This window comes from Comamonas sp. DB36, assembly GCF_057914905.1.
The window spans coordinates 599,218-619,337 of record NZ_CP196632.1 but is presented as its reverse complement, the minus strand read 5'-3'; the positions used below and the strand labels follow the sequence as shown (position 1 = coordinate 619,337).

Genomic DNA, 20,120 nt, shown 5'->3' with positions numbered 1-20,120 from the left:
CATAGCAACATGCCCCAACGCCCTACGCGCCCCTCCTCCGCACCCACGCTCAAGGACCTCGCGCGCCTGGCCGGCGTGTCGCCGATCACGGCCTCGCGCGCGCTGCAGCGGCCCGAACTCGTGGCCGAGGCGACGCGCGCACGCGTGGCCCAGGCCGTGGAACAGTCGGGCTATGTGTCCAACTCGCTGGCCGGCGGGCTGACCTCACGCCAGACACGCCTGGTCGCGGCCATCGTGCCCTCGATGGGGCATTCGCTGTTTTCCGACATGCTCGACGCCCTGGTCACGGGCCTGGCCAGCGAGCGCTATGAAACCACGCTGGGCATTTCACGCTACGACCCCGAGCACGAGGAAACCTGGCTGGCGGCGATGCTCAGCCGCCGGCCCGAAGGCGTTGTGCTGACCGGCACCGAGCACACGGCGCGCACCCGGCGCCTGCTGCTCAACGCCGACATTCCGGTGGTGGAACTGTGGGACTACACGCCCCATCCGCTGGACGTGATCATCGGCTTCTCGCAGGAAGACGCGGGCCGGGCCGCGTTTCGCCATCTGGCGGCCTGCGGCTACCAGCGGCCCGCAGTCCTGCGCTCCGACGACAGCCGCGCCCAGCGGCGCGCGCTGGGCTTTGCGCGCGCCGCGGCGGAAAGCGGCGCGCCGGCGCCGGCGGAAATCGTGTTCCCCGAAGACAGCCCCCAGGCCGGCCGCGGGCGCGAGGCCTTGCGCGCGCTGCTGGCCCAGGCGCCCGACGCCGATGCGGTGTTCTGCAGTTCGGACGCGCTCGCCCAGGGCGTGCTCGCCCAGGCCCATGCGCTGGGGCTGCAGGTGCCGCGGCAGCTGGGCGTGCTGGGCTTTGGCGACCAGGCGCTGGCCGCCGATGCGATTCCCGCGCTGTCCACGGTGAAAGTGGACGGCGCCTATATCGGCCGCCTGGGCGCGGCGGCGCTGATCGCGCGCATGCGCGGCGACAGCGTGCCGCCCGCACAGGACGTGGGCTTCGAAGTGATTGCGCGCGCCAGCACGCGCGCGCCAGCGGCGGCGCGCGCGCGCCACAACTGAAAGCCTGCCCTTCACGCAAAGTGAAGAGGGGGTGCGCTTGGCAGACTATGCGCGCGCCCGGTCCCTGCCTACAGTCCTCCCACGCCTTCAGCCGCGCTGCAGCCCGGCCCCAGGCCTGCGATGACAAAACCCAGGAGACCCCGATGACTTCCCCCGACTTCCAGCCGCTGAACATTCCCTCCATGCGCGAGCGCTGCTCGGCCGCCGAATGGCAGGCACGTGTAGACCTCGCGGCCTGCTACCGGCTGGTCGAGCACTACGGCATGGCCGACATGATGGCCAATCACATTTCGGCGCGCGTACCCGGCGAAGACGGAGCCTTCCTGATCAACGCCTATGGAATGATGTACGAGGAGATCACGGCCTCCAGTCTGATCAAGGTCGACCACGACGGCAACGTGCTGTCCACGCCCGACTTCGGCGCGTTGAACTATGGCGTCAACAAGGCCGGCTATGTGATCCACAGCGCGGTGCACGGCGCGCGCCCCGAAGTCGACTGCGTGATCCATACCCACAGCTGGGCCTCGATGGCGGTTTCGTCGCTGGAATGCGGCCTGCTGCCGCTGACGCAGACCGCGATGCGCTTTCTGAAGATCGGTTACCACGACTACCAGGGCGTGGTGCTCAACCTCGACGAGCAGGCGTCCATCATCCGCGACCTGGGCCAGGGCGAGGCCCTGATCCTGCGCAACCACGGCGCGATGACCGTGGGCCGCTCGGTGGGCGAAGCCTTCAACTGGATGCACAGACTCGAACTCGCCTGCCGCGCCCAGCTCGCGGCCATGGCCTGCAACACGCCGTTCGTCGCCGTCGCGCCCGCCGTGCTCGAGGAAACCTGGAACAACTACCAGCCCGGAACGCGCCGCCCCTACGGACTCATGGAATGGCCGGCGCTGCTGCGCAAGCTCGATCGACTGGACCCGAGCTACCGGCTCTGAGACCGGTCCTTAGCAGGTGCCGCGGGTGCCGCGGGTGCCGCGGGCGCCGCGCCCGCTGCCCCCCTCCGCACCAGGAGTCTGCCTATGCACCCCTGCTGAGCCGCTGCATTGCCGGCGGCTGCGCTGCGCCTCGAAGCGCAGGCCAGAAAAATTCACAACAAGGAGACAAACCCATGAAACCCGCACCCGATCACACCGCCGGCGTTCGCCTCCCTCCCCTGCGCGCCCCGCGCCGCGCGCTGTGCACCGGCCTGGCACTGGCCTGGCTCATGCCGCTCGCCAGCCAGGCACAGACCGCGGCCTACCCCGCCAAGCCCGTGAAAATCATCGTCGCCTTCACCGCGGGCGGCACCACCGATCTGCTGGCGCGCAGCGTCTCGCAGAAGCTCGGAGAAAAGCTGGGGCAGTCGTTCATCATCGAGAACCGCCCGGGCGGCGGCGGCAATATCGGCACCGAGTCTGTGGTGCGCGCCGCGCCCGACGGCTATACGCTGATCGTCAACTCGGTAGGCCCCATCTCGGTCAATCAGTCGCTTTACAAGAAGATGAGTTACGACCCGCTCAAGGACCTCGTTCCCATCGTGCAGATTGCCGACGTGCCCAATGTGCTGGTGGTCCACCCGTCGGTGCCGGCCAACACCTTCGATGAATTCCTCGCCTATGCCAAAACGCGTCCGGCCGACTTCAACTATGGCTCCACGGGCGTGGGCACTTCGTCGCATCTGTCGAGCTTCATGCTGATGCAGAACCTGGGCGTCGAGGCCTTGCACATTCCGTACAAGGGCGCGAACGCGCTCAACGACCTGCTCGCGGGCCGGCTGCAGTTCATGTTTGCCACCATTCCTTCGGTGGTCTCGCATATCCATGCGGGCAAGCTCAAGGCGCTCGCCGTGTCCAGCAGCCAGGCTTCGCGCGCCCTGCCCAAGGTGCCCACGGTGTCCAGCCGCGTTCCGGGCTTCGAGGCCGGCTCGTGGTTCGGCTTCTTCGCGCCCAAGGGCGTGTCGCCCGAGGTGGTGCAGCTGATCAACAAGGAGGTCAACGCCATCCTGCCCCAGCTCAATGACCAGATGGTGCGCGAAGGCGCGGACCCGGTGGGCGGCACGCCCGAGCAGTTCGCGCGCATGACCCAGCGCGAGTTCGTCAAGTGGCAGAAGATCGTCAGGGACTCGGGCGCCTCGGTGGACTGATGGAAGACTTCGCATGACTCCCCTTTGCATTCTTGTCTCGGCGGCGGCACGCGCCCAGCATGGCGCGGACATTGCCCAGGCGCTCGACGGCCGCGCCCATGTGCTGGTCACGCCCGACGACGGCGCGGCGCGGGCCGCGGAAATCGCCTTTGTCTCGCGCGATGTCACCGGACTGTCGACCAAGCACGAGGTCTTCGCCGAAACCCAGCGCTTCTACGACGCGATGGCCGCGGCACCGGGTCTGCGCTGGGTGCAGGTGCATTCGGCCGGCATGGACCGCGCGATCTACATGCAGCTGCAGCAAAAGGGCGTCATGCTCAGCACCTCGGCGGGCAGCAATGCCGAAGTGGTGGCGCAAACCGCGGTCGCGGGACTGCTGGCGCTGGGCCGCCGGTTTCCCGAACTGATCGCGGCCCAGCGCCGCGGCGAATGGTCGCCGCTGATCCATCGGGCGCTGCCGCCCGACATCCACGGCCAGACCGCGACCATTGTCGGCTGGGGCGAGATCGGCCAGGCCATCGCCCGCATTCTCCAGGCCGTGGGCCTGCAGATCCAGGTGGTGCGCAGCAGCGCCGCGCCCACGGCCCAGGGCTTTGCCTGCTGCGCCTACGAAGACATCGCCCGGCTGCTGCCGCGCAGCGACTGGCTGGTGCTGGCCTGCCCGCTGACGCCGCGCACCCAGCATCTGATCGACGCCGCGGCGCTGCGCGCCCTGCCTGCGGGCGCGGGCCTGATCAATGTGGCGCGCGGCGATGTGGTCGACGAAGCCGCGCTGATCGCCGCGCTGCAGGGCGGCCATCTGGCGGGCGCCTATCTCGATGTGTTCGCCCATGAGCCGCTGGCCCAGGATTCGCCGCTGTGGACCCTGCCCCAGGTGCTGGCCACACCCCACAGCGCGGGCTTCTCGGCGGGCAATGCCCAGCGCGTGGTGAAGATCTTTCTGGACAATCTGCGGCGCTATGCGCGGGGCCAGTTGCAGGCTCCGCCGGGCCCGGCTGCTCAGGGCTGATACAGCTGCGCGCCTTTCCAGCGCCCGTCGCGCACCGTCGTGCGCACCACTTCGGCAATCACCACGCGCGCCGCCAGGCCTGCGGGCGACAGGTCCTCGTCGGACAGGCTGGCCAGCAGGTTCTGCCTGGCCATGCCTTCGTCGGCGATCTCCATGTGCAACAGTCCCGCGCCCGCATGGCGCGTGGTTGCGGCGCCGGGTTGAATCGACGCCAACTGGCCGTCCATGACGGTATCCATCAACATTGCAAGGCCGTCGACTTCGAGCGCGATGTCGGGAATCACATTGGCGCGCATGAAGCCCGCGTCCACGAGCGCGCGCAGGCCGTGCGGCGCGCTGGGCAGCACCAGCGGCACATCGGCGAGCTCGGAAAGAAAAATGCGCTCTCCGGGCGCCAGGCCCTTGACCGTGGGCGCGGCGACGAGAAACAGCTTTTCCTCGAGCAGCGGCGACGTATGCCAGTGGCGGTGGGCATCGGCCTTGAAGATGATGCCCAGGTCGATTCGCCGCGCGTTGAGCATGGCCGCGAGATTGCCCGACAGCGCTTCGACCAGGTGCAGGCGGATGTCGGGGTAGCGCTCGCGCATCACTTTCTGGAACGGCAGACCCAGCACCGAGGCCGTGGTCGGCGCAAAGCCCACGCTGACCTGGCCCGAAAGCCGCGCGTGCCTGGCCGCCTGTGCGGCATTGTCGATGTTGCGCAGCGCCAGCTGGGCGTGGTGCATGAAGGCCGTGCCGGCTTCGGTGGGAATGACGCCCGCGGGCGAGCGCTGCAGCAGCCGTGTCGACAGCTCGCTTTCGAGCCGGCTGATCTGCTGGCTCAGCGCCGAGGTCACCACATCGAGCTCGATCGCCGCGCGCCCCATGCTGCCGAGCTCGCAGATCTTGATGAAGTAGCGCAGTTGCCTGATTTCCATGGCCTGTGTCCTTGTGTGAAGCCGGCGTCAGGCGCGCGGCGGCGGCTTGAGCAGGCCGCTTTCGATATGGCCGGCGACCAGCTGGCTGATTTCGGCGCGCACCCAGCGGTGCAGCGGCGACGCATCCTGGCGCCTGGGCCAGGCCATGCGGAAGGTGATCTCGCGCAGCGGCTGGGGCAGGCGGCAGGTGACCAGTGGAAAGTGGCGCCGGTGCAGCGCCGCGGCAAACGCCGGCATGGTGGTGGCGTAGTCGCTTTCCATCAGCACATGCGGGCTGTGGCCGAAGCCCGAAATATAGGCCGAGAACTCCATGCGCCGCTGCGTGCCCTTGAGCGCGCGATCGAAGTTGGTGCGCCGGCCATGCATCTGCGTATAGGCAAACCAGCGAATGCTTTCCAGGTCGTCCAGCGACAGCTGCCTGCGCCCGGCCAGCGGGTGCTGCGGGCCCATCACGGCCACGCGTTCGTCGCGAAACAGCGGTTTTTCGCTGAAGCGCGCGGGCACTTCGGCAAACAGGCCGATGGCGATGTCCTGGCGCTCGGCGTCCAGATCCGCGGGATCGAACTCGCCGTGCACGGGATGGAGCTTGGGCACGACGCGCGGCGCGCGCTGCGCCAGGCGCTGCAGCAGCGGGCCGGCAAGCAGCAGCTCGAAATGCGCGGCAATGCCGATGTCGACCACGCCTTCGGCCTGGGCGGCATCGAAGGTCTCGGCCACGGCAAGCGCCTGGCCCAGGCTCAGCAAGGCGGGGCGCACGGCCGCATGCAGCGCCAGCGCGCGCTCGGTGGGCACAAAGCGCCCGCGCACCGCGACCAGCAGCGCATCGCCCAGCACATGGCGCAGCTTGGCCAGATCGCGGCTCACGCCGGGCTGGGTCTTGTGCAAGGCGTGCGCGGTCTGCGTGGCGCTGCGCGTGGCCATCAGCGTGTCGAAGGTCAGCAGCAGGTTCAGGTCCAGGCGGCGCAGCGCCGATAATTCTTCATCCATACCCGAAATGATATGGGCAACTTGGCAAATCATGATTGGACGCGCGCAGGCCCGCGCTTCTACAGTCAGGCCTTGCTTGAATAACGGAGACAACAAATGGCCCTTCCCCGCATCCTGCGCCAGCTGTCCTGCGCCGCATTGACCGCGCTGGCGACGCTCACCGCCCTGCCCGCCGCCGCCCAGACCTACCCCGCCAAGCCGATACGGCTGGTCGTGCCCTTTCCACCGGGCGGCACGCCCGATATTCTCAGCCGCATCATCGGCGAGCATGTGGGCAAGTCGCTGGGCCAGCCCGTGCTGGTCGAGAACCGCGCCGGCGCGGGCGGCAACATCGGCGCGCAGTCGGCCGCCAAGTCGCCGGCCGACGGCTATACGCTGCTGGTCTGCGCGTTCAGCTGCGCGGTCTCGCCGTCGCTTTACACGCCCGCGCCTTTCGATCTGGCGCGCGACTTCGAGCCGGTGGCGATGCTGGGCACCGTGCCCAGCGTGCTGGTGGTGCACCCCGGCGTTCCGGCCAGGAGCCTCAAGGAGCTGATTGCCTACGCCAAGGCCCATCCCGACAAGCTCAACGCGGCCTCGTCGGGCGTGGGCGGCTCGGCGCATCTGGCGCTGGTGCTGCTGCGCAACCGCGCCCATATCGACATCGCCCATGTACCGTACAAGGGCGCGGGCCAGGTCGCGGCCGACCTGCTGGGCGGCCAGGTCGACATGTATTTCGACAACCTGCCCGCTTCGCTGCAAAGCATTCGCGCCGGCAAGCTGCGCGCGCTGGCCGTGGCCAGCAAGGCACGCGCCGCGGCCGTGCCCGATGTGCCCACCTTTGCCGAAGCCGGCCTGCCCGATTTCCTGATCACGCCCTGGTTTGGCGTGCTGGCGCCGGCCGGAACGCCCGCGGGCGCGGTCAAGACGCTCAACCAGGCGATCAACCAGGCGCTGCAGGACCCGGCGCTGGGCAAGCGCCTCGAGGAACTGGGCCTGGTTGCCGCGCCCGGCACGCCCGCGGCGCTCAAGCGCTTTCTCGCAGCCGAGACCACCTCCTGGGCTGAAGTGATACGCAAGAACGCGATCAAGCCCGAATGACGCACGACTTCGACACCCGCCCCGGCCGCGCCGGCCCGCTGAACCTGCGCGACATGGGCGCTTTCCATGTGGGCGGCCAGGCCGTGCAATTGCAAGGGCAGGCCAGCACGCGCGAAGTGCTGGCCGCGGGCGGCGAGCCCGTGCTGCTGGACCCCAACGGCAGCTACTGGGTGGGCCAGATGTACGCCCAGTACTTCCTGCCCCAGGCGCCGGCGAGCACCACGCCGCTGCAGCTGTGGCATGGCGGCGGGCTGACCGGCGCCTGCTGGGAGACCACGCCCGACGGCCGCCCCGGCTGGCTGCACTACTTCGTGCGCCGCGGCTGGGATACCTACCTGTGCGACGCGGCCGAGCGCGGGCGCGCGGGCTATGCGCCGCGCCAGCTCTGGGGCGCGCCGCTGTCGCAGACCGCCGAAGCGGTGTTTGCGCGCTTTCGCCTGGGGGAATCGCTCGAAGGCGTGGCGCTGGCCGACGCCGCGTGCCAGGCCTTTGCCGAAAGCCAGTTTCCGGCGGAGGCCTTCGAGGCGCTGGTGCGCCAGCTGGTGCCGCGCTGGGCGCATACCGACGCCGTGATTCTCGACGCCTACCAGGCGCTGCTCGAGCGCCTTGCGCCCAGTGTCGTGGTCTGCCATTCGCAGGGCGGCATGTTCGGCCTGACCATGGCCCGGCGCCGGCCCGACCGGGTGCGCGCCGTGGTGGCGCTCGAGCCCGCGGCCGTGCCGCCGCCTTCGGCCCAGGACCAGGACTATGGCGTGCCCACGCTGATCATCCTGGGCGACCGCATCGACGGCGACGCGCGCTGGCCCGCGATGCGCGCGCGCATCGAAGCCTTTGCCGCGCGCCATGCGTCGGTCGAAATCCTGTCGCTGCCCGATCTGGGCATGCGCGGCAATTCGCATATGCTGATGATGGACCGCAACCAGCTGGACATCGCCGACCTGGTGCATGACTGGCTGGCGCGCAGGCTCAAGAGTTAAACGCGCCTGACAGCGCATTTGGCCCCGCATGCGGCGCGGACGTTGCATGATGGCATCCTGGCCAGCCATGGCCCGCTCCAAAGGAAAGCCAATGAAACTTCTGCTTGCCGGCGCGACCGGCCTGGTCGGCAGCCATCTGCTGCGCCTGGCCCTGGCCGACGCGCGCATCACCCAGGTGATCGCTCCCGTGCGCCGCGCCCTGTCCACGGCGCACCCCAAGCTGCTGGCACCCGTGGTCGACTATGACGCGCTGCCCGAAGATGCCCCCTGGTGGCAGGCCGACGCCGTGGTCTGCGCGCTGGGCACGACGATGAAAGCCGCGGGCTCGCAGGCCGCGTTTCGCAAGGTGGACCACGACTACCCGCTGGCCGTGGCGCGCTGCGCGCACGCCCATGGCACGCCCACCTATGTGCTGAATTCCGCGAGCGGCGCAAATGCGCAGTCGCGCTTTTTCTACAACCGCGTCAAGGGCGAACTCGAGCTGGCGCTGGCGCAACGGGGTTTTGCCTCGCTCACCTATGCTCGCCCCGGCCTGATAGGCGGCGAACGCAACGAACGCCGGCCCGCCGAGCGCGCGGCCATCGCGGCGCTCACGGCATTGGGGCCGCTGCTGCCGCGGCGCTGGCGCATCTGCCCGGCGCAGACCATTGCGCGCGCCATGCTCGATGCCGCCCTGCAGGCCCGCGCCGGCGTGCATGTTCTTCCCGCCGAAACCCTCATCGCATGAAAAGACATCTTCTTCACATCAGCCTGCTGCTGGGCAGCGCCTTGGCACTCGGCGGCTGCGCTTTGACCCGGGTTTCCGAGAAACACCATGCCAAAGAGGCGCAGGAGCTGCATGCCGAGGGCTTCACGCTGGAAGAGGCCAGGGCCGCGGCCATGCAAAAGGGCTACAGCTGCGAGCAGCAGCCCGACAGGAACCGCTCGGTGCAAAAGGATGGCGTGGTGCGCAAGACCGACATCCTGCAATGCAACAAGTCTTCGGCCGAACTGATCTGCCCGCAGCGCCGCTATGTGGTCTTCAACCTCGATCCCGCCACCGGCAAGGTGTATGCGGTGGGCGCGCGCATCACCCAGCAATCGTGCTTTTGAAAGACGTCCCCGGCAGCCCGCCTGCTGCCGCGGTGCAGGCAGACACGCCGTGGCGCCTCAGCTGACCTTGGTGAACAAGGCCTTGCGGCTGATGGTCTTGCCAGCCAGCATGAAGACGCCGTCACCGGTGTAGTGCAAGGTCTGCGGATGCCGCGGCGAGCGCGCCACATGGGCCTTGACCACCTCGAAAACAAAGAAGTCGTAGCGCTCGACCAGCGCATCGTCAAACAGCCGGCACTCGAAGCTTGCATGGCATTCGCCAATCATGGGCGCAGACACCACATGCGCGCGCTCGGCCGTGAGGCCAAATTCCAGGAACTTGTCGATCTCGGCGCCCGAACTGTTGCCGATTTTCGCCACCACGTCCGTGAGCCTAGTGGTCGGCAGATTGATCACGCATTCACGGCTTTGCCTGACCAGTTCGTGGCTGTGGTTGGCGCTGGCAATCACGCAGCCGACCAGCGAAGGCGAAAATTCCATCACCGTGTGCCAGCCCATGGTCATGATGTCGGTCTGCTCGCCCCAGCGCGAGGACAGCAGCACCACGGGACCGGGCTCGAGAAAGCGCCGCACCTGATCGACAGCGAAATCGTGCTTCTTCACCATCAAGGGCAGCGGTATCTTTCCCGGCCAAGCAGTCGCATCGCCATGCCTGATTCAGGTATGTTGCGGCGCCTGTTCGGGCGGCACTTCCAGCGGCGGCGTGCCCAGGGGCGGGTCGGTGGGCACGGGAATTTCGGGCGGCAAGGACGGTGGCTCTGGCTGCGCGGGCTGATCGGGCAGCGGCTCAATCGCCGGCTGGTTGGGAATGGTCTGTGCGTGCAGGCTCATGGTGTGAAATCCTTTGGCCTTCAGTGTGGCCATGCGGGCGCCGCGGGCGCGTAAGAAGGGACGCCGCTTACGTCTTGTCAAACCCGGGAGCCGTGCGGCCATGGCCGGCCGTGGTGGCGCCAACCGGGTTTGCGCGCCCAAGGACGGAGCAGCAGGCTTGCGGCGCTCTCTCGCGCCTCCCGGGTGGGCAAGGCGATAATCGCCGACCTTCATCAACGGACATCCATTGCATATGCGTATAGGAGAACTCGCGCGCCGCGCCGGCTGCAGCCCCAAGGCGGTACGGCTGTACGAAAGCCGCGGCCTGCTGGGCGCAGTCGAGCGCAGCGGCAGCTACCGGCAGTACGGCGAGCGCGATCTGGCCGTGGTGCTGCTGATACGCCAGGCCCAGGCCCTGGGCTTTCAGCTCGCGCAGCTGGGCGCCTTGCAGGCGGTGCATGCGCCGGGCGGCTGGGAGCCGGTGGCCGCGCTGGTCGGCGAGCGCCGCGCCGCGGTCTCGCGCGAGCTGCAGCGCCTGCAGGCATTGGACGCCCAGCTGCAGGATCTGCAGCAGGAGCTGCGGCTGTGTGCGGCCGACAGCGCCGCGCTGGCCGCGGATTGCCTGCAGACCGCTTGACTCTGCCCCGCGGGGCAGATCGAAGATGGCGCCCTGGTCTTCGGACCCCAACGCTTTCTGCAAGGATTTTCCCGTGGCGCCACGCATTCTCGTCATTCTCGGACAACCGTCCGCCCACAGCCTGAGCGCCGCCATGGCCCAGGCCTACCGCGACGGCGCCAGCGCCGCCGGCGCCGAAGTGCGCTTTCTCGCGCTGGGCGATCTGGACTTCGATCCCATACTGCACCAGGGCTACCGCGCGATCCAGCCGCTGGAGCCGGCGCTGCAGGCCGCGCAGGCCGACATCGCCTGGGCCGGGCATCTGGTCTGGGTCTATCCCATCTGGTGGGGCGGCCTGCCCGCGCTGCTCAAGGGCTTTCTGGACCGCGTCTTCCTGCCGGGCTTTGCGTTCAAGTACCGCCCCCACTCGGCGCTGTGGGACAGGCTGCTGGCCGGGCGCAGCGCCGAACTGCTGGTGACCATGGACTCACCGCCCTGGTACTACCGCTGGGTGCAGCGCCAGCCGGGCCACCGGCAGATGAAGAAGACCATTCTTGAATTCAGTGGCATACGGCCGGTGCGGGTACACAGCTTCGGGCCCGTGGTGCGCTCCAGCGAGGCCGCCCGCGCCGGCTGGATCGCGCAGGCGCGGGCCCTGGGTCTGCGCGCCGGCGGGCGATAGCACGGCTGAGCCTTCTGCCGCGGCCATGCGCAGGCATACTCGCGGCTGCACTCTTACATCGCTACGGCTCCCATGACCATCGCCCTTGCCACCATCATCCTCTACGCCAAAGACATGCAGCGCAGCGCGCATTTCTACCGCACGCATTTCGGCTATCTGACGACGGGAGAAGTCAGCGAAGGCCTGATCGAGCTCAAGCCCGCGCAGGGCGGCGCGGAAATACTGATTCACCAGGCCGCCAAGAGCCTCAAGCTGGGCAGCGCGGCCATCAAGCTGAGCTTTTCGGTGCCGGATGTAGCGCAGTTCGTCGCCAGCGCCGCCTCGGCAGGACTGGCTTTCGGCGCCATCCACCAGGCAAACGGCTACGCGTTTGCCAACACCAAGGACCCGGACGGCAATTCGGTCAGCGTCTCCAGCCGGCAATTTCGCGCCTGACCGTCGGGCTCAGGGCGCGCGTGATTCGATTGCCTGGCGCTGGCGCTCTTCCTGCGCGCGCAGCTCGGGCGTGAGCGCTGCGCCGAAGTCCTCGGGCGCGAAGATCTGCCGGATCTCGATTTCCGAATCGCTGCGCATAGGGTTGGGACATTTCCTGACCCATTCCACGGCCTCCTGCAGCGAAGCGCAATTCCAGATCCAGAAGCCCGCGACCAGCTCGCTGGTTGCGGCAAACGGGCCCTGGATGACCCGCCGGTCCTGGCCCGAGAACGCGACACGCGCGCCACGCGCGCTCGGGTGCAGGCCTTCGCCCGCCTCCATCACGCCCGCCTTGATGAGCTGCTCGTTGAAGGCACCCATTGCCGCGAACTCCTCGGGCGTGGGCATCACGCCGGCTTCGCTGTCTTTCGTTGCTTTGACCATCACCATGAAACGCATGTTGATCTCCTTGACGGGAACATGAACGGCAAGATTCCACTCTAGCGGCCTCAAGGGCGCAACGCCACCCCCTATGCCCCACCGAGTGCGGCCTCCAGCACCGCCAGCATCTGCGCGCTGTCGGCGTCCACGGCCCGGACCATCACGATCTGGCGCGCATAGGCCGCACCTGCCATCGGAGCGTTGAGACAGGCCCCCGCAAAGCGTTCTATTCCCATCCATTGCGGCACCAGACTCACGCCCATGCCGTCGGCGACCAGCATGGCGATCGCTTCGAGCGCATCGAGATCGCACAGCACGGTCGGCGCGATCGCATGGTCGGCAAGCCAGGCCGCGGCATGGCGACCGCCCCAGGCATTGGGGTCGTAGCGGATATAAGGCAGCTCGCGCAACAAGGTCTCGGGGCCGGCGCGCGTGCCTGGCGGCGCGAGCAGCACCAGCGGTTCCTGGCGCAGATGCACGGCGCGCAGCATCCTGGGCAGTGCAAAAGGCGGCTCGACAATCAGGGCCGCATCGATCTCGCCAGTCTGCAGCAGGCGAAACAGCTCGCGTGACGTGCCGGGGACGATCTGCGCCTTGGCGCCGGGCGCGGCCTGGCTGAACGCGCGCAGCGCGCGCGGCAGCAGGCCCGTGAGCACGGTCGAGACCGCGCCTATGCGCAAAGTGCCGCGCAGGCCGTCCACGCTGGCATCGGCTTGCAGCAGCGCGGCTTCGCGCACCAGCCGGCGCGCGCGCGGCAGCAGCAGCGTGCAGGCCTGGGTGGGCTGGGCGCTGTGGCCGCTGCGTGACAGCAGCGCGAAACCCAGCTCGCGCTCGAGCACCTGCACGCGCTGGCCTATGGCCGCGGCCGTCAGATGCTCGCTGCGCGCGGCTTCGGCAATCGAGCCACTGTCGACCACGGCGATCAGGCTCTTGAGATAACGAATCTCCAAAACAAATCCTTTTGCTCTGCAAAACATTATTGGCTATGTCTTTTGAAGTATGCCCGCTAAGCTCGCTTGCCTGACGATTCCCGCCTTGGCGGCCCCACATACAGAGTGAGTTTTCCCATGCGTACCTGCTTTCATCTTGCCTACCACGTCCGTGACCTCGACCAGGCGCGCGCCTTCTACGGCGGCATGCTCGGCTGCGAGGAAGGCCGCAGCACCGACACCTGGGTCGACTTCGACTTCTTCGGCCACCAGATCTCGCTGCATCTGGGCGAGCCGTTTGCCGTGACCAATACCGGCCGCGTCGGCGACCACATGGTGCCCATGCCGCATCTGGGCCTGGTGATGGCCATGGACGACTGGCAGGCACTGGCCGCGCGCCTGACGGCGCAGAACATGGCGTTCGTGCTCAAGCCGCATATCCGCTTCGAAGGCGAGCCCGGCGAGCAGGCCACCATGTTCTTTCTCGACCCCTGCGGCAATCCCATCGAGGTCAAGGGCTTTCGCGACCTCGACAAGGTCTACGCGCAGTGAGTTCCGCGATTCCCTTCATCTGCGCGCCTGACTACGCGTTTGCCGCGCCCTGGCTGGCGGCGCTGCAGGCCGCGATGCCGCAGGAGCACATCGTGGCGCTCGATGCGCTCGAGGCCGCGCAGCGCGCGGAGTGCGAACTGGCGATCGTCGCCAATCCCGACCCGCGTGAACTCGCGATGCTGCCGCAATTGAAATGGGTGCACAGCCTCTGGGCCGGCGTGGAGCGGCTGGTCGAGGACCTGCAGCACAGCCCGGTGGAGATCGTGCGCCTGGTGGACCCACAGCTCGCCGAGACCATGGCCGAAGCCGTGCTGGCCTGGACGCTTTATCTGCACCGCGACATGCCGCGCTATGCGCGCCAGCAGGCCGCCAGCCAATGGCTGGAGCACGACTATGTGCGCCCGCAGGACAAGACGGTGGCGCTGCTGGGCCTGGGCGAACTGGGCATGGCCAGCGCCGCGCGGCTGCTGGCCGCAGGCTTTCAGGTCTCGGGCTGGAGCCGCAGCCGCAAGGCCGTGCCGGGCGTGCAGTGCTTTGCGGGCGATGCGCAGCTGCCCGCGCTGCTGGCCGGCGCCGATATCCTGGTGTGCCTGCTGCCGCTGACGCCCGAAACCCGGGACATGCTGGACGCGCGCGCACTCGCGCAGCTCAAACCCGGGGCCGCGCTGATCAACTTCGCGCGCGGCGCCATCATCGACGACAACGCCTTGCGCGCGGCACTGGACTCGGGGAAGCTCGCGCACGCCGTGCTCGATGTGTTCCGTGCGGAGCCCCTGCCCGCGGCGCAATGGCAGTGGCAGCACCCCCAGGTGAGCGTGCTGCCGCATATTTCGGCGCCGACCAACCGCCGTACAGCGGCGGCGATTGTCGCGGCAAATGTGCGCCGCTACCGCGAAACCGGCGCCCTGCCCGCGCGGGTCGACAAGCAGCGGCGCTACTGAAAACCGGCAGCCCGGGCATTGGCCCCGGCGCCCGCTGGGATACCGCGATCGACGGCGCGATAAGGCCTCGCGCCGCCCCTACAATCGCGCCCACTATGCTGCTCAACTTCTGGTCGCGGAACGCCTTTTTCCGCCATTTTTCGCGCCAGGAAGCGGCGCTGCTGGGCGTGACTGTGCTGTGGGGCGGCACCTTCTTCGTGATGCACGCGGCCATGGCGCACAGCGGGCCGCTGTTCTTTGTCGGCCTGCGCTTTGTGGTCGCGGGCCTGGTCACGATGCTGGTCTTTCGCCGGCTGATGGCCGGCATCACCCAGGCCGAGATTCTTGCCGGCAGCGCGATCGGCGCCTCGATCTGCGTTGCCTACGCGCTGCTGGGCCAGGGCTTGCAGAGCATAGAGGCCAGCAAGTCGGCGTTTCTCACGGCGCTGTATGTGCCAGCCGTGCCGCTGCTGCAGTGGCTGCTCACGGGCCGCGCGCCCCATCCCATGGCCTGGCTGGGAATCGGCCTGGCCTTCATCGGGCTGCTGCTGGTCAGCAATCCCGGCGTGGCGGCGGGGTTTGCGCTGGGCGTGGGCGAGGCCGCGACCATTGCGGGCGCGGTGGTGATTGCGCTGGAAATCCTGCTGATAGGCAAATACGCCGGCCAGGTCAACGTGCAGCGCGTGACGGCCATTCAGCTGCTGGTCGCAGGGCTGTGCGCGTTGGCGGCCATGCCGCTGGCCGGCGAGGCCGTTCCTGGCTTTTCCTGGCTGCTGGTCGCCAGCGCCGTCGGACTGGGCCTGGTCAGCGCACTGATCCATCTGACCATGAACTGGGCCCAGCAATCGGTGTCGCCGACCCGGGCCACGCTGATCTACGCCACCGACCCGATCTGGGCCGGAATCATAGGCCGCATTGCGGGCGACCGCCTGCCGGCAACGGCGCTGCTGGGCGCGGCCTTCATTGTTGCCGGGATTCTTGCCAGCGAACTGCGGCCGCGGTGGCTGGCGCGCACGCCCGCCACGCCCTGATACCGGGGCCGGGACAGGCGCAGCCCTTCACTTCACCGCCACCGTCCCGCGCAGTCCCGAGTTCGCGACGATGCGCGCCAGACCGCCGTCCTGCTGCAGACGGTTCGCGAACGCCTCCAGGGACGGCAGCGCGGCTTCGCGGCCCTTGGGGACGGCCACGGCCATGTGCTCCAGGCCCCAGCGCCCTTGCAGCACGCTTGCCGAGGGCACTTTCTCGGCCAGCTCGAACAAAATCCCCTTGTTGGTGGCAAAGGCATCGATCTGACCCTGGCGCAATGCGTCCGCGGCAGCGGCCAGCGCGTCGAACTGCACCAGCCGTGCCTGCTTCAACTGCCCGCTCAATGCCGCCAGCGAAGAACTGCCGCGTGACACGCCAATCACCGCGCCGGGCACATCGACCGCATCGATGCTTTGGATCTTGCCGTCGCGCGCCGCGAGATAGCCCAGTTCCAGCGCTATCACGGGCGCGGTGAATGCCACCACCTGGGCCCGGGCCGCAGAGGCGTTGGTGACGGTGAAGTCGACCTCGCCCGCCTTGATCGCATCGATCACATGGGCGATGCGCTCGAACTTCACGACGCGCACCGGAACGTTCAGCTGCGCGGCCAGCAGCGTTCCCATCTCATAGGAGACGCCCGACAGCCCACCCTGGGGCTTTTCTATCAGGGACGTGGGGCTGCCGGGATAGACGCCGACGCGCAACGTTCCCGTGGGCGCAAGTATCGGCTGGGCCTGCGCGACCGAGGCGCTGGTCTGCGGCGGCTGGGGCGCGACGGCGCAGCCCGTCAGCAGCGCGGCGGTGAGGGCAATGGCAATCCAGGGGCGCAATATCATTTCTGTCTCCTTGTTGTTCTGTCGGACGGCGCAAAAAAACGGCAAGGCCAGACCTTGCCGCTGGCTTCAGTCAGCGCAGATCAATCAGCCAGAATGCCGGCGTCCTTGATGACCTGGCCCCATTTGACGATTTCCGACTTGCTGAAGTCGGCGAATTTCTGCGCCGAGCCGCTGTCGACAATCGCGCCGCGCGCGGCCAGCTTGTCCTGCACGTCCTTGCGCGCCAGCACTTTTTGCAGTTCGCCGTTGAGGCGCTGCACCACCTCGGGCGGCAGGTTGCGCGGGCCGACCAGGCCCCACCAGACCGTGGCGTCGAGCTTGGGCCAGCCCAGCGACTGGGTCGTGGGCAGGGACGGCAGCGTGTCCGTGGGCTTGCTGCCGTAGACCGCCAGGGCCCGCAGCGAGCCCGACTGGATGTGGGAAATCACTTCCAGCGGATTGATGGACATGAACGAGACCCGCCCGCCTATCAGGTCGGTGATCGCCGGGCTGCCGCCCTTGTAGGGAATATGGATGGCCTTGAGGCCGGTTTGCTGGATCAGCAGTTCGCTGGCCAGATGGCCCGAGCTGCCGTTGCCGGCCGAGCCGTACGACAGCTCGCTCTTTTCGCGCTTGCTGCCGTCAATCAACTCCTTGAGCGACTTGAACGGCGAGTTTGCCGGCACCACGATGACCAGCGGCGCATAGCCAATCTTGCCTATGGCCGTGAAGTCCTCGGCGGGATTGAAGCTGAGCTTCTTGAACAGCGCGGCATTGCTGGCCAGCGTGGGCGAGGCCGTGAGCAGCGTATAGCCGTCGGCCGGCGCCTTGGCCACGGCGGCCATGCCGATGTTGGTCGAGGCGCCGGGCTTGTTGTCGACAATCACGGTCTGGCCCAGCGCGCCGCCCAGTTCCTGGGCGACGATGCGCGTCACGATGTCGACGCCGCCGCCGGGAGCGTAGGGCACGACCACGGTAATCGGCTTGCTCGGATAGTTCTGCGCCAGCGCGGCAAAAGGCAGGGCGAGCAGCGGCGTGAGGGCGATGAATTGGCCGATGCGGCGGCGGGTAGGTGTCACGGGATTTCCTCAAGGGTTGCGGGCCGCAAATCGTAGGCCCCGCAGCATGCCGCAGGGCGCTGTTTTTTGCATAGCTGCTAGTGCCGCCGCACCGCCCCAACCCCAGGTTTACCCGGTTGACAGGAAAACGCCTCAGCCGTTTTTCAACTGGCTTGCCTGCCGTGCGAGCGTGGTGATGCGCGCCCAGTCGCCCTGGGCCAGCGCATCGGCCGGCACCAGCCAGGAGCCGCCCACGCAGGCCACGTTGGCCAGCGCCAGGAACTCCGCGGCATTGCCCGGCTGTATGCCGCCCGTGGGGCAGAACAGCACATCGCCAAACGGGCCGGCCCAGGCCTTGAGCATAGCGCTGCCGCCCGACTGCAGCGCGGGGAAGAACTTGAGCGCATCGAAGCCATCGGCCTGCGCGGCCATGATCTCGCTGGCCGTGGCCACGCCGGGCAGCAGCGGCAAGCCGTTGGCCCGGCAGGCTTCGCCCACGGCCTGGGTATAGCCGGGACTGACGGCAAAGCGCGCGCCTGCGTTCGCTGCCGCGGCAGCGTCCTCGGCACTGCGCACCGTGCCCGCGCCGACCACGGCTTCAGGCACGGCGCGCGCAATGGCCTCGATGCAGGCCAGCGCCTGCGGCGTGCGCAGCGTGACTTCGAGCATGCGGATGCCGCCCGCGACCAGCGCGCGCGCCATGGGCACGGCATGCGCCACGTCATGCAGCACGATCACCGGAATCACGGGCGCGTCGCGCATCACCGCGCGCGCGCTCAATATTGTGTTGTCTACAGCCACGAGCAGGCTCCCTCTTCCGCGCTGAGCGCATTGCGCCGGAAACCGGCAAACAGTTCACGGCCGAAGCCGAAGGTATTGTCCAGCGCCTGGGCCGCGGGAATCTGCGCCGGCGTGCGCGCATTCCACTCGGCGGCGTCGACCAGCACGTCAAGCGTTCCGGCCACCGCATCAAGGCGCACGATGTCGCCGTCAAGCACGCGCGCCAGCGGGCCGCCCGCGCAGGCTTCGGGCGACACATGAATGGCCGCGGGCACCTTGCCCGAGGCGCCGCTCATGCGGCCGTCGGTCACCAGCGCCACCTGAAAGCCCTTGCCCTGCAGCACGGCCAGCGGCGGCGTGAGCTTGTGCAGTTCGGGCATGCCGTTGGCCTGCGGGCCCTGCCAGCGCACCACGCAGACCACGTCGCGGTCGAGTTCGCCGGCCTGAAAAGCCGCCTGCAGTTCGGCCTGCGAGCCGAACACCCGCGCCGGCGCCTCGATCACATGGCGCTCCTCGGGCACGGCCGAGACCTTGATCACGCTGCGCCCCAGATTGCCGTGCAGCAGCTTCAGGCCGCCGGTGGCGCTGAACGGCGCGGCCACCGGCCGCAGCACGCTGTCGTCGAGGCTGGCGCCGATCTCGGCCCAGTGCAGCCGGTGATCCGCGTCGCCCTGGGGCAGGCGCGTGAACTCGCGGATGCCGCCGGGGCGCACGGTCAGCACGTCGTCATGCATCAGGCCCGCGTCCAGCAGCTCGCGAATCACATAGCCCGGACCGCCCGCGGCCTGGAAATGGTTGACATCGGCGCTGCCGTTCGGATAGACGCGCGCCAGCAGCGGCACCACGCCCGACAGTTCGGAAAAATCATTCCAGTCGATGGTGATGCCGGCCGCGCGCGCCACCGCGACCCAGTGGATCAGGTGGTTGGTCGAGCCGCCCGTGGCCAGCAGCGCGACCATGGCGTTGACGATGCAGCGCTCGTCGACGACTTCGCCTATCGGCGCGCAGCCCGGCTGCAACAATGTGCGCGCGGCTTCGCGCGTGAGCTCCTGGCGCAGCGCCTGGCCGGGGTTCACAAAGGCCGTTCCCGGCACATGCAGGCCCATGGCTTCGAGCAGCATCTGGTTGCTGTTGGCCGTGCCGTAGAAGGTGCAGGTGCCTTCGCCGTGGTAGGCCGCCGATTCCGCGGCCAGTAGTTCCTCGCGCCCGACCAGGCCTTGCGCCGCCTGCTCGCGCACCTTGGCCTTGGCGTTGTTCGACAGGCCCGAAGTCATGGGCCCCGCGGGAACGAAGACCGTGGGCAGATGGCCGAACTGCAGCGCGCCTATCAGCAGGCCGGGAACGATCTTGTCGCACACGCCCAGCAGCAGCGCCGAATCAAACACATCGTGGCTCAGCGACACCGCCGTCGCCATGGCAATCACGTCGCGGCTGAACAGGCTCAGCTCCATGCCCGGCGTGCCTTGGGTCACGCCGTCGCACATCGCGGGCACGCCGCCCGCGACCTGGGCCGTGGCGCCGTTGCGGCGCGCTTCGTCCTTGAGCAGTTCGGGGTAGTGCTGCAGCGGCGCATGCGCCGACAGCACGTCGTTGTAGGCGGTGACTATGCCTATGTTAGGCGCGCGCTCGGCAACGATGCGCAGCTTGTCGTTGCCGGGCAGGCCGGCAAACGCATGGGCGACATTGGCGCAGCCCAGGCGCTGCGCGCCCGGCGGGCGCCGGGCCAGGGCCTGCAGGCGCTGCAGATAGGCGCCGCGCTCGGGCGCGCTGCGCTCGCGTATGCGGCGCGTGACCGCTTCGACGGTGGCGTTCAGTGTCATGCGGAAAATTC

At 68.4% G+C, this 20,120-nt stretch carries 24 protein-coding genes; 14 read left to right on the top strand and 10 right to left on the bottom strand.

What is annotated here, in order from left to right:
- Window positions 1-9 precede the first annotated feature (9 nt).
- The 4 genes from ACSVDO_RS23845 (at window position 10) to ACSVDO_RS23830 (ending at window position 4,190) form a co-directional block, all read left to right on the top strand.
- Window positions 10-1,056: a LacI family DNA-binding transcriptional regulator gene (locus tag ACSVDO_RS23845; protein WP_332536139.1), complete on the top strand. Its 1,047-nt coding sequence runs from the start codon at window positions 10-12 to the stop codon at window positions 1,054-1,056.
- Window positions 1,057-1,199: 143 nt separating this feature from the next.
- The gene (locus ACSVDO_RS23840; RefSeq protein WP_332536137.1) at window positions 1,200-1,994 is read left to right on the top strand and encodes a class II aldolase/adducin family protein; all 795 of its coding nucleotides are present in this window, start codon (window positions 1,200-1,202) and stop codon (window positions 1,992-1,994) included.
- A 173-nt stretch (window positions 1,995-2,167) separates the two neighbouring features.
- Window positions 2,168-3,181 carry a Bug family tripartite tricarboxylate transporter substrate binding protein gene (locus ACSVDO_RS23835; RefSeq protein ID WP_442881460.1) on the top strand — a complete coding sequence of 338 codons (1,014 nt, stop codon included), beginning with the start codon at window positions 2,168-2,170 and terminating at the stop codon, window positions 3,179-3,181.
- Window positions 3,182-3,194: 13 nt separating this feature from the next.
- A complete protein-coding gene (locus ACSVDO_RS23830; protein WP_489596769.1) occupies window positions 3,195-4,190 on the top strand; it encodes a D-2-hydroxyacid dehydrogenase in 996 nt (331 codons plus the stop codon).
- Here ACSVDO_RS23830 and ACSVDO_RS23825 read toward each other — a convergent pair.
- Window positions 4,181-5,107 (bottom strand): LysR family transcriptional regulator, encoded by a 927-nt coding sequence (locus ACSVDO_RS23825; protein ID WP_489596768.1) that lies wholly within the window; start codon window positions 5,105-5,107, stop codon window positions 4,181-4,183. The two genes, ACSVDO_RS23830 and ACSVDO_RS23825, sit on opposite strands and share 10 nt — an antisense overlap.
- A 27-nt stretch (window positions 5,108-5,134) precedes the next feature.
- On the bottom strand, window positions 5,135-6,094 hold the full coding sequence (locus tag ACSVDO_RS23820; protein ID WP_489596767.1) for a LysR family transcriptional regulator: 960 nt from the start codon (window positions 6,092-6,094) through the stop codon (window positions 5,135-5,137).
- 96 nt (window positions 6,095-6,190) lie between these two features.
- On the opposite strand from ACSVDO_RS23820, the gene ACSVDO_RS23815 reads away from it, so the two are divergent.
- The 4 genes from ACSVDO_RS23815 to ACSVDO_RS23800 all read left to right on the top strand — a co-directional run bounded on the left by ACSVDO_RS23815 (window position 6,191) and on the right by ACSVDO_RS23800 (window position 9,243).
- On the top strand, window positions 6,191-7,174 hold the full coding sequence (locus ACSVDO_RS23815; protein WP_332536131.1) for a Bug family tripartite tricarboxylate transporter substrate binding protein: 984 nt from the start codon (window positions 6,191-6,193) through the stop codon (window positions 7,172-7,174).
- Window positions 7,171-8,151, top strand: coding sequence for an alpha/beta hydrolase (locus ACSVDO_RS23810; RefSeq protein ID WP_489596765.1), 981 nt, complete (start codon window positions 7,171-7,173; stop codon window positions 8,149-8,151). Before ACSVDO_RS23815 ends, ACSVDO_RS23810 begins: the two co-directional genes overlap by 4 nt.
- A 91-nt stretch (window positions 8,152-8,242) precedes the next feature.
- Window positions 8,243-8,878, top strand: a complete 636-nt coding sequence (locus ACSVDO_RS23805) for an oxidoreductase (protein WP_489596764.1) — start codon at window positions 8,243-8,245, stop codon at window positions 8,876-8,878.
- Window positions 8,875-9,243, top strand: coding sequence for a hypothetical protein (locus ACSVDO_RS23800; protein WP_332547876.1), 369 nt, complete (start codon window positions 8,875-8,877; stop codon window positions 9,241-9,243). The genes ACSVDO_RS23805 and ACSVDO_RS23800 overlap by 4 nt, the downstream gene beginning before the upstream one ends.
- Before the next feature lie 57 nt (window positions 9,244-9,300).
- On the opposite strand, the gene ACSVDO_RS23795 is transcribed toward ACSVDO_RS23800, so the two are convergent.
- The gene (locus ACSVDO_RS23795; RefSeq protein WP_489596762.1) at window positions 9,301-9,849 is read right to left on the bottom strand and encodes a flavin reductase family protein; all 549 of its coding nucleotides are present in this window, start codon (window positions 9,847-9,849) and stop codon (window positions 9,301-9,303) included.
- A 51-nt stretch (window positions 9,850-9,900) separates the two neighbouring features.
- Window positions 9,901-10,074, bottom strand: coding sequence for a hypothetical protein (locus tag ACSVDO_RS23790; RefSeq protein ID WP_489596761.1), 174 nt, complete (start codon window positions 10,072-10,074; stop codon window positions 9,901-9,903).
- A gap of 232 nt (window positions 10,075-10,306) precedes the next feature.
- Between ACSVDO_RS23790 and ACSVDO_RS23785 the strand changes: the two genes are divergently transcribed.
- The 3 genes from ACSVDO_RS23785 to ACSVDO_RS23775 all read left to right on the top strand — a co-directional run bounded on the left by ACSVDO_RS23785 (window position 10,307) and on the right by ACSVDO_RS23775 (window position 11,786).
- A complete protein-coding gene (locus tag ACSVDO_RS23785) occupies window positions 10,307-10,690 on the top strand; it encodes a MerR family transcriptional regulator (protein WP_489596760.1) in 384 nt (127 codons plus the stop codon).
- Window positions 10,691-10,763: 73 nt separating this feature from the next.
- Window positions 10,764-11,351, top strand: a complete 588-nt coding sequence (locus tag ACSVDO_RS23780) for an NAD(P)H-dependent oxidoreductase (RefSeq protein WP_489596759.1) — start codon at window positions 10,764-10,766, stop codon at window positions 11,349-11,351.
- 72 nt (window positions 11,352-11,423) lie between these two features.
- Complete coding sequence (locus ACSVDO_RS23775; RefSeq protein ID WP_332536121.1) at window positions 11,424-11,786, top strand: VOC family protein; 363 nt, start codon at window positions 11,424-11,426, stop codon at window positions 11,784-11,786.
- Window positions 11,787-11,795: 9 nt separating this feature from the next.
- On the opposite strand, the gene ACSVDO_RS23770 is transcribed toward ACSVDO_RS23775, so the two are convergent.
- The gene (locus ACSVDO_RS23770; protein WP_489596758.1) at window positions 11,796-12,224 is read right to left on the bottom strand and encodes a YciI family protein; all 429 of its coding nucleotides are present in this window, start codon (window positions 12,222-12,224) and stop codon (window positions 11,796-11,798) included.
- Between the two features lie 71 nt (window positions 12,225-12,295).
- Window positions 12,296-13,156, bottom strand: coding sequence for a LysR substrate-binding domain-containing protein (locus ACSVDO_RS23765; protein ID WP_489596757.1), 861 nt, complete (start codon window positions 13,154-13,156; stop codon window positions 12,296-12,298).
- Between the two features lie 117 nt (window positions 13,157-13,273).
- Here ACSVDO_RS23765 and ACSVDO_RS23760 point away from each other — a divergent pair, with 117 nt between their 5' ends.
- The 3 genes from ACSVDO_RS23760 (at window position 13,274) to ACSVDO_RS23750 (ending at window position 15,638) form a co-directional block, all read left to right on the top strand.
- Window positions 13,274-13,687 carry a VOC family protein gene (locus tag ACSVDO_RS23760; protein ID WP_332536115.1) on the top strand — a complete coding sequence of 138 codons (414 nt, stop codon included), beginning with the start codon at window positions 13,274-13,276 and terminating at the stop codon, window positions 13,685-13,687.
- Window positions 13,684-14,628: a 2-hydroxyacid dehydrogenase gene (locus tag ACSVDO_RS23755; RefSeq protein ID WP_489596756.1), complete on the top strand. Its 945-nt coding sequence runs from the start codon at window positions 13,684-13,686 to the stop codon at window positions 14,626-14,628. The genes ACSVDO_RS23760 and ACSVDO_RS23755 overlap by 4 nt, the downstream gene beginning before the upstream one ends.
- A gap of 95 nt (window positions 14,629-14,723) precedes the next feature.
- Window positions 14,724-15,638, top strand: coding sequence for a DMT family transporter (locus ACSVDO_RS23750; RefSeq protein ID WP_489596755.1), 915 nt, complete (start codon window positions 14,724-14,726; stop codon window positions 15,636-15,638).
- 27 nt (window positions 15,639-15,665) lie between these two features.
- Here the strand turns inward: ACSVDO_RS23750 and ACSVDO_RS23745 are convergent, their stop codons facing one another.
- From ACSVDO_RS23745 to edd, 4 genes are all read right to left on the bottom strand, one after another.
- Window positions 15,666-16,472, bottom strand: coding sequence for a transporter substrate-binding domain-containing protein (locus ACSVDO_RS23745; protein WP_489596754.1), 807 nt, complete (start codon window positions 16,470-16,472; stop codon window positions 15,666-15,668).
- A gap of 80 nt (window positions 16,473-16,552) precedes the next feature.
- On the bottom strand, window positions 16,553-17,530 hold the full coding sequence (locus tag ACSVDO_RS23740; RefSeq protein ID WP_489596752.1) for a Bug family tripartite tricarboxylate transporter substrate binding protein: 978 nt from the start codon (window positions 17,528-17,530) through the stop codon (window positions 16,553-16,555).
- A gap of 132 nt (window positions 17,531-17,662) precedes the next feature.
- Window positions 17,663-18,310 carry a bifunctional 4-hydroxy-2-oxoglutarate aldolase/2-dehydro-3-deoxy-phosphogluconate aldolase gene (gene eda, locus ACSVDO_RS23735; RefSeq protein WP_332547871.1) on the bottom strand — a complete coding sequence of 216 codons (648 nt, stop codon included), beginning with the start codon at window positions 18,308-18,310 and terminating at the stop codon, window positions 17,663-17,665.
- A complete protein-coding gene (gene edd, locus ACSVDO_RS23730; RefSeq protein ID WP_489596750.1) occupies window positions 18,301-20,109 on the bottom strand; it encodes a phosphogluconate dehydratase in 1,809 nt (602 codons plus the stop codon). Before edd ends, eda begins: the two co-directional genes overlap by 10 nt.
- Window positions 20,110-20,120 lie beyond the last annotated feature (11 nt).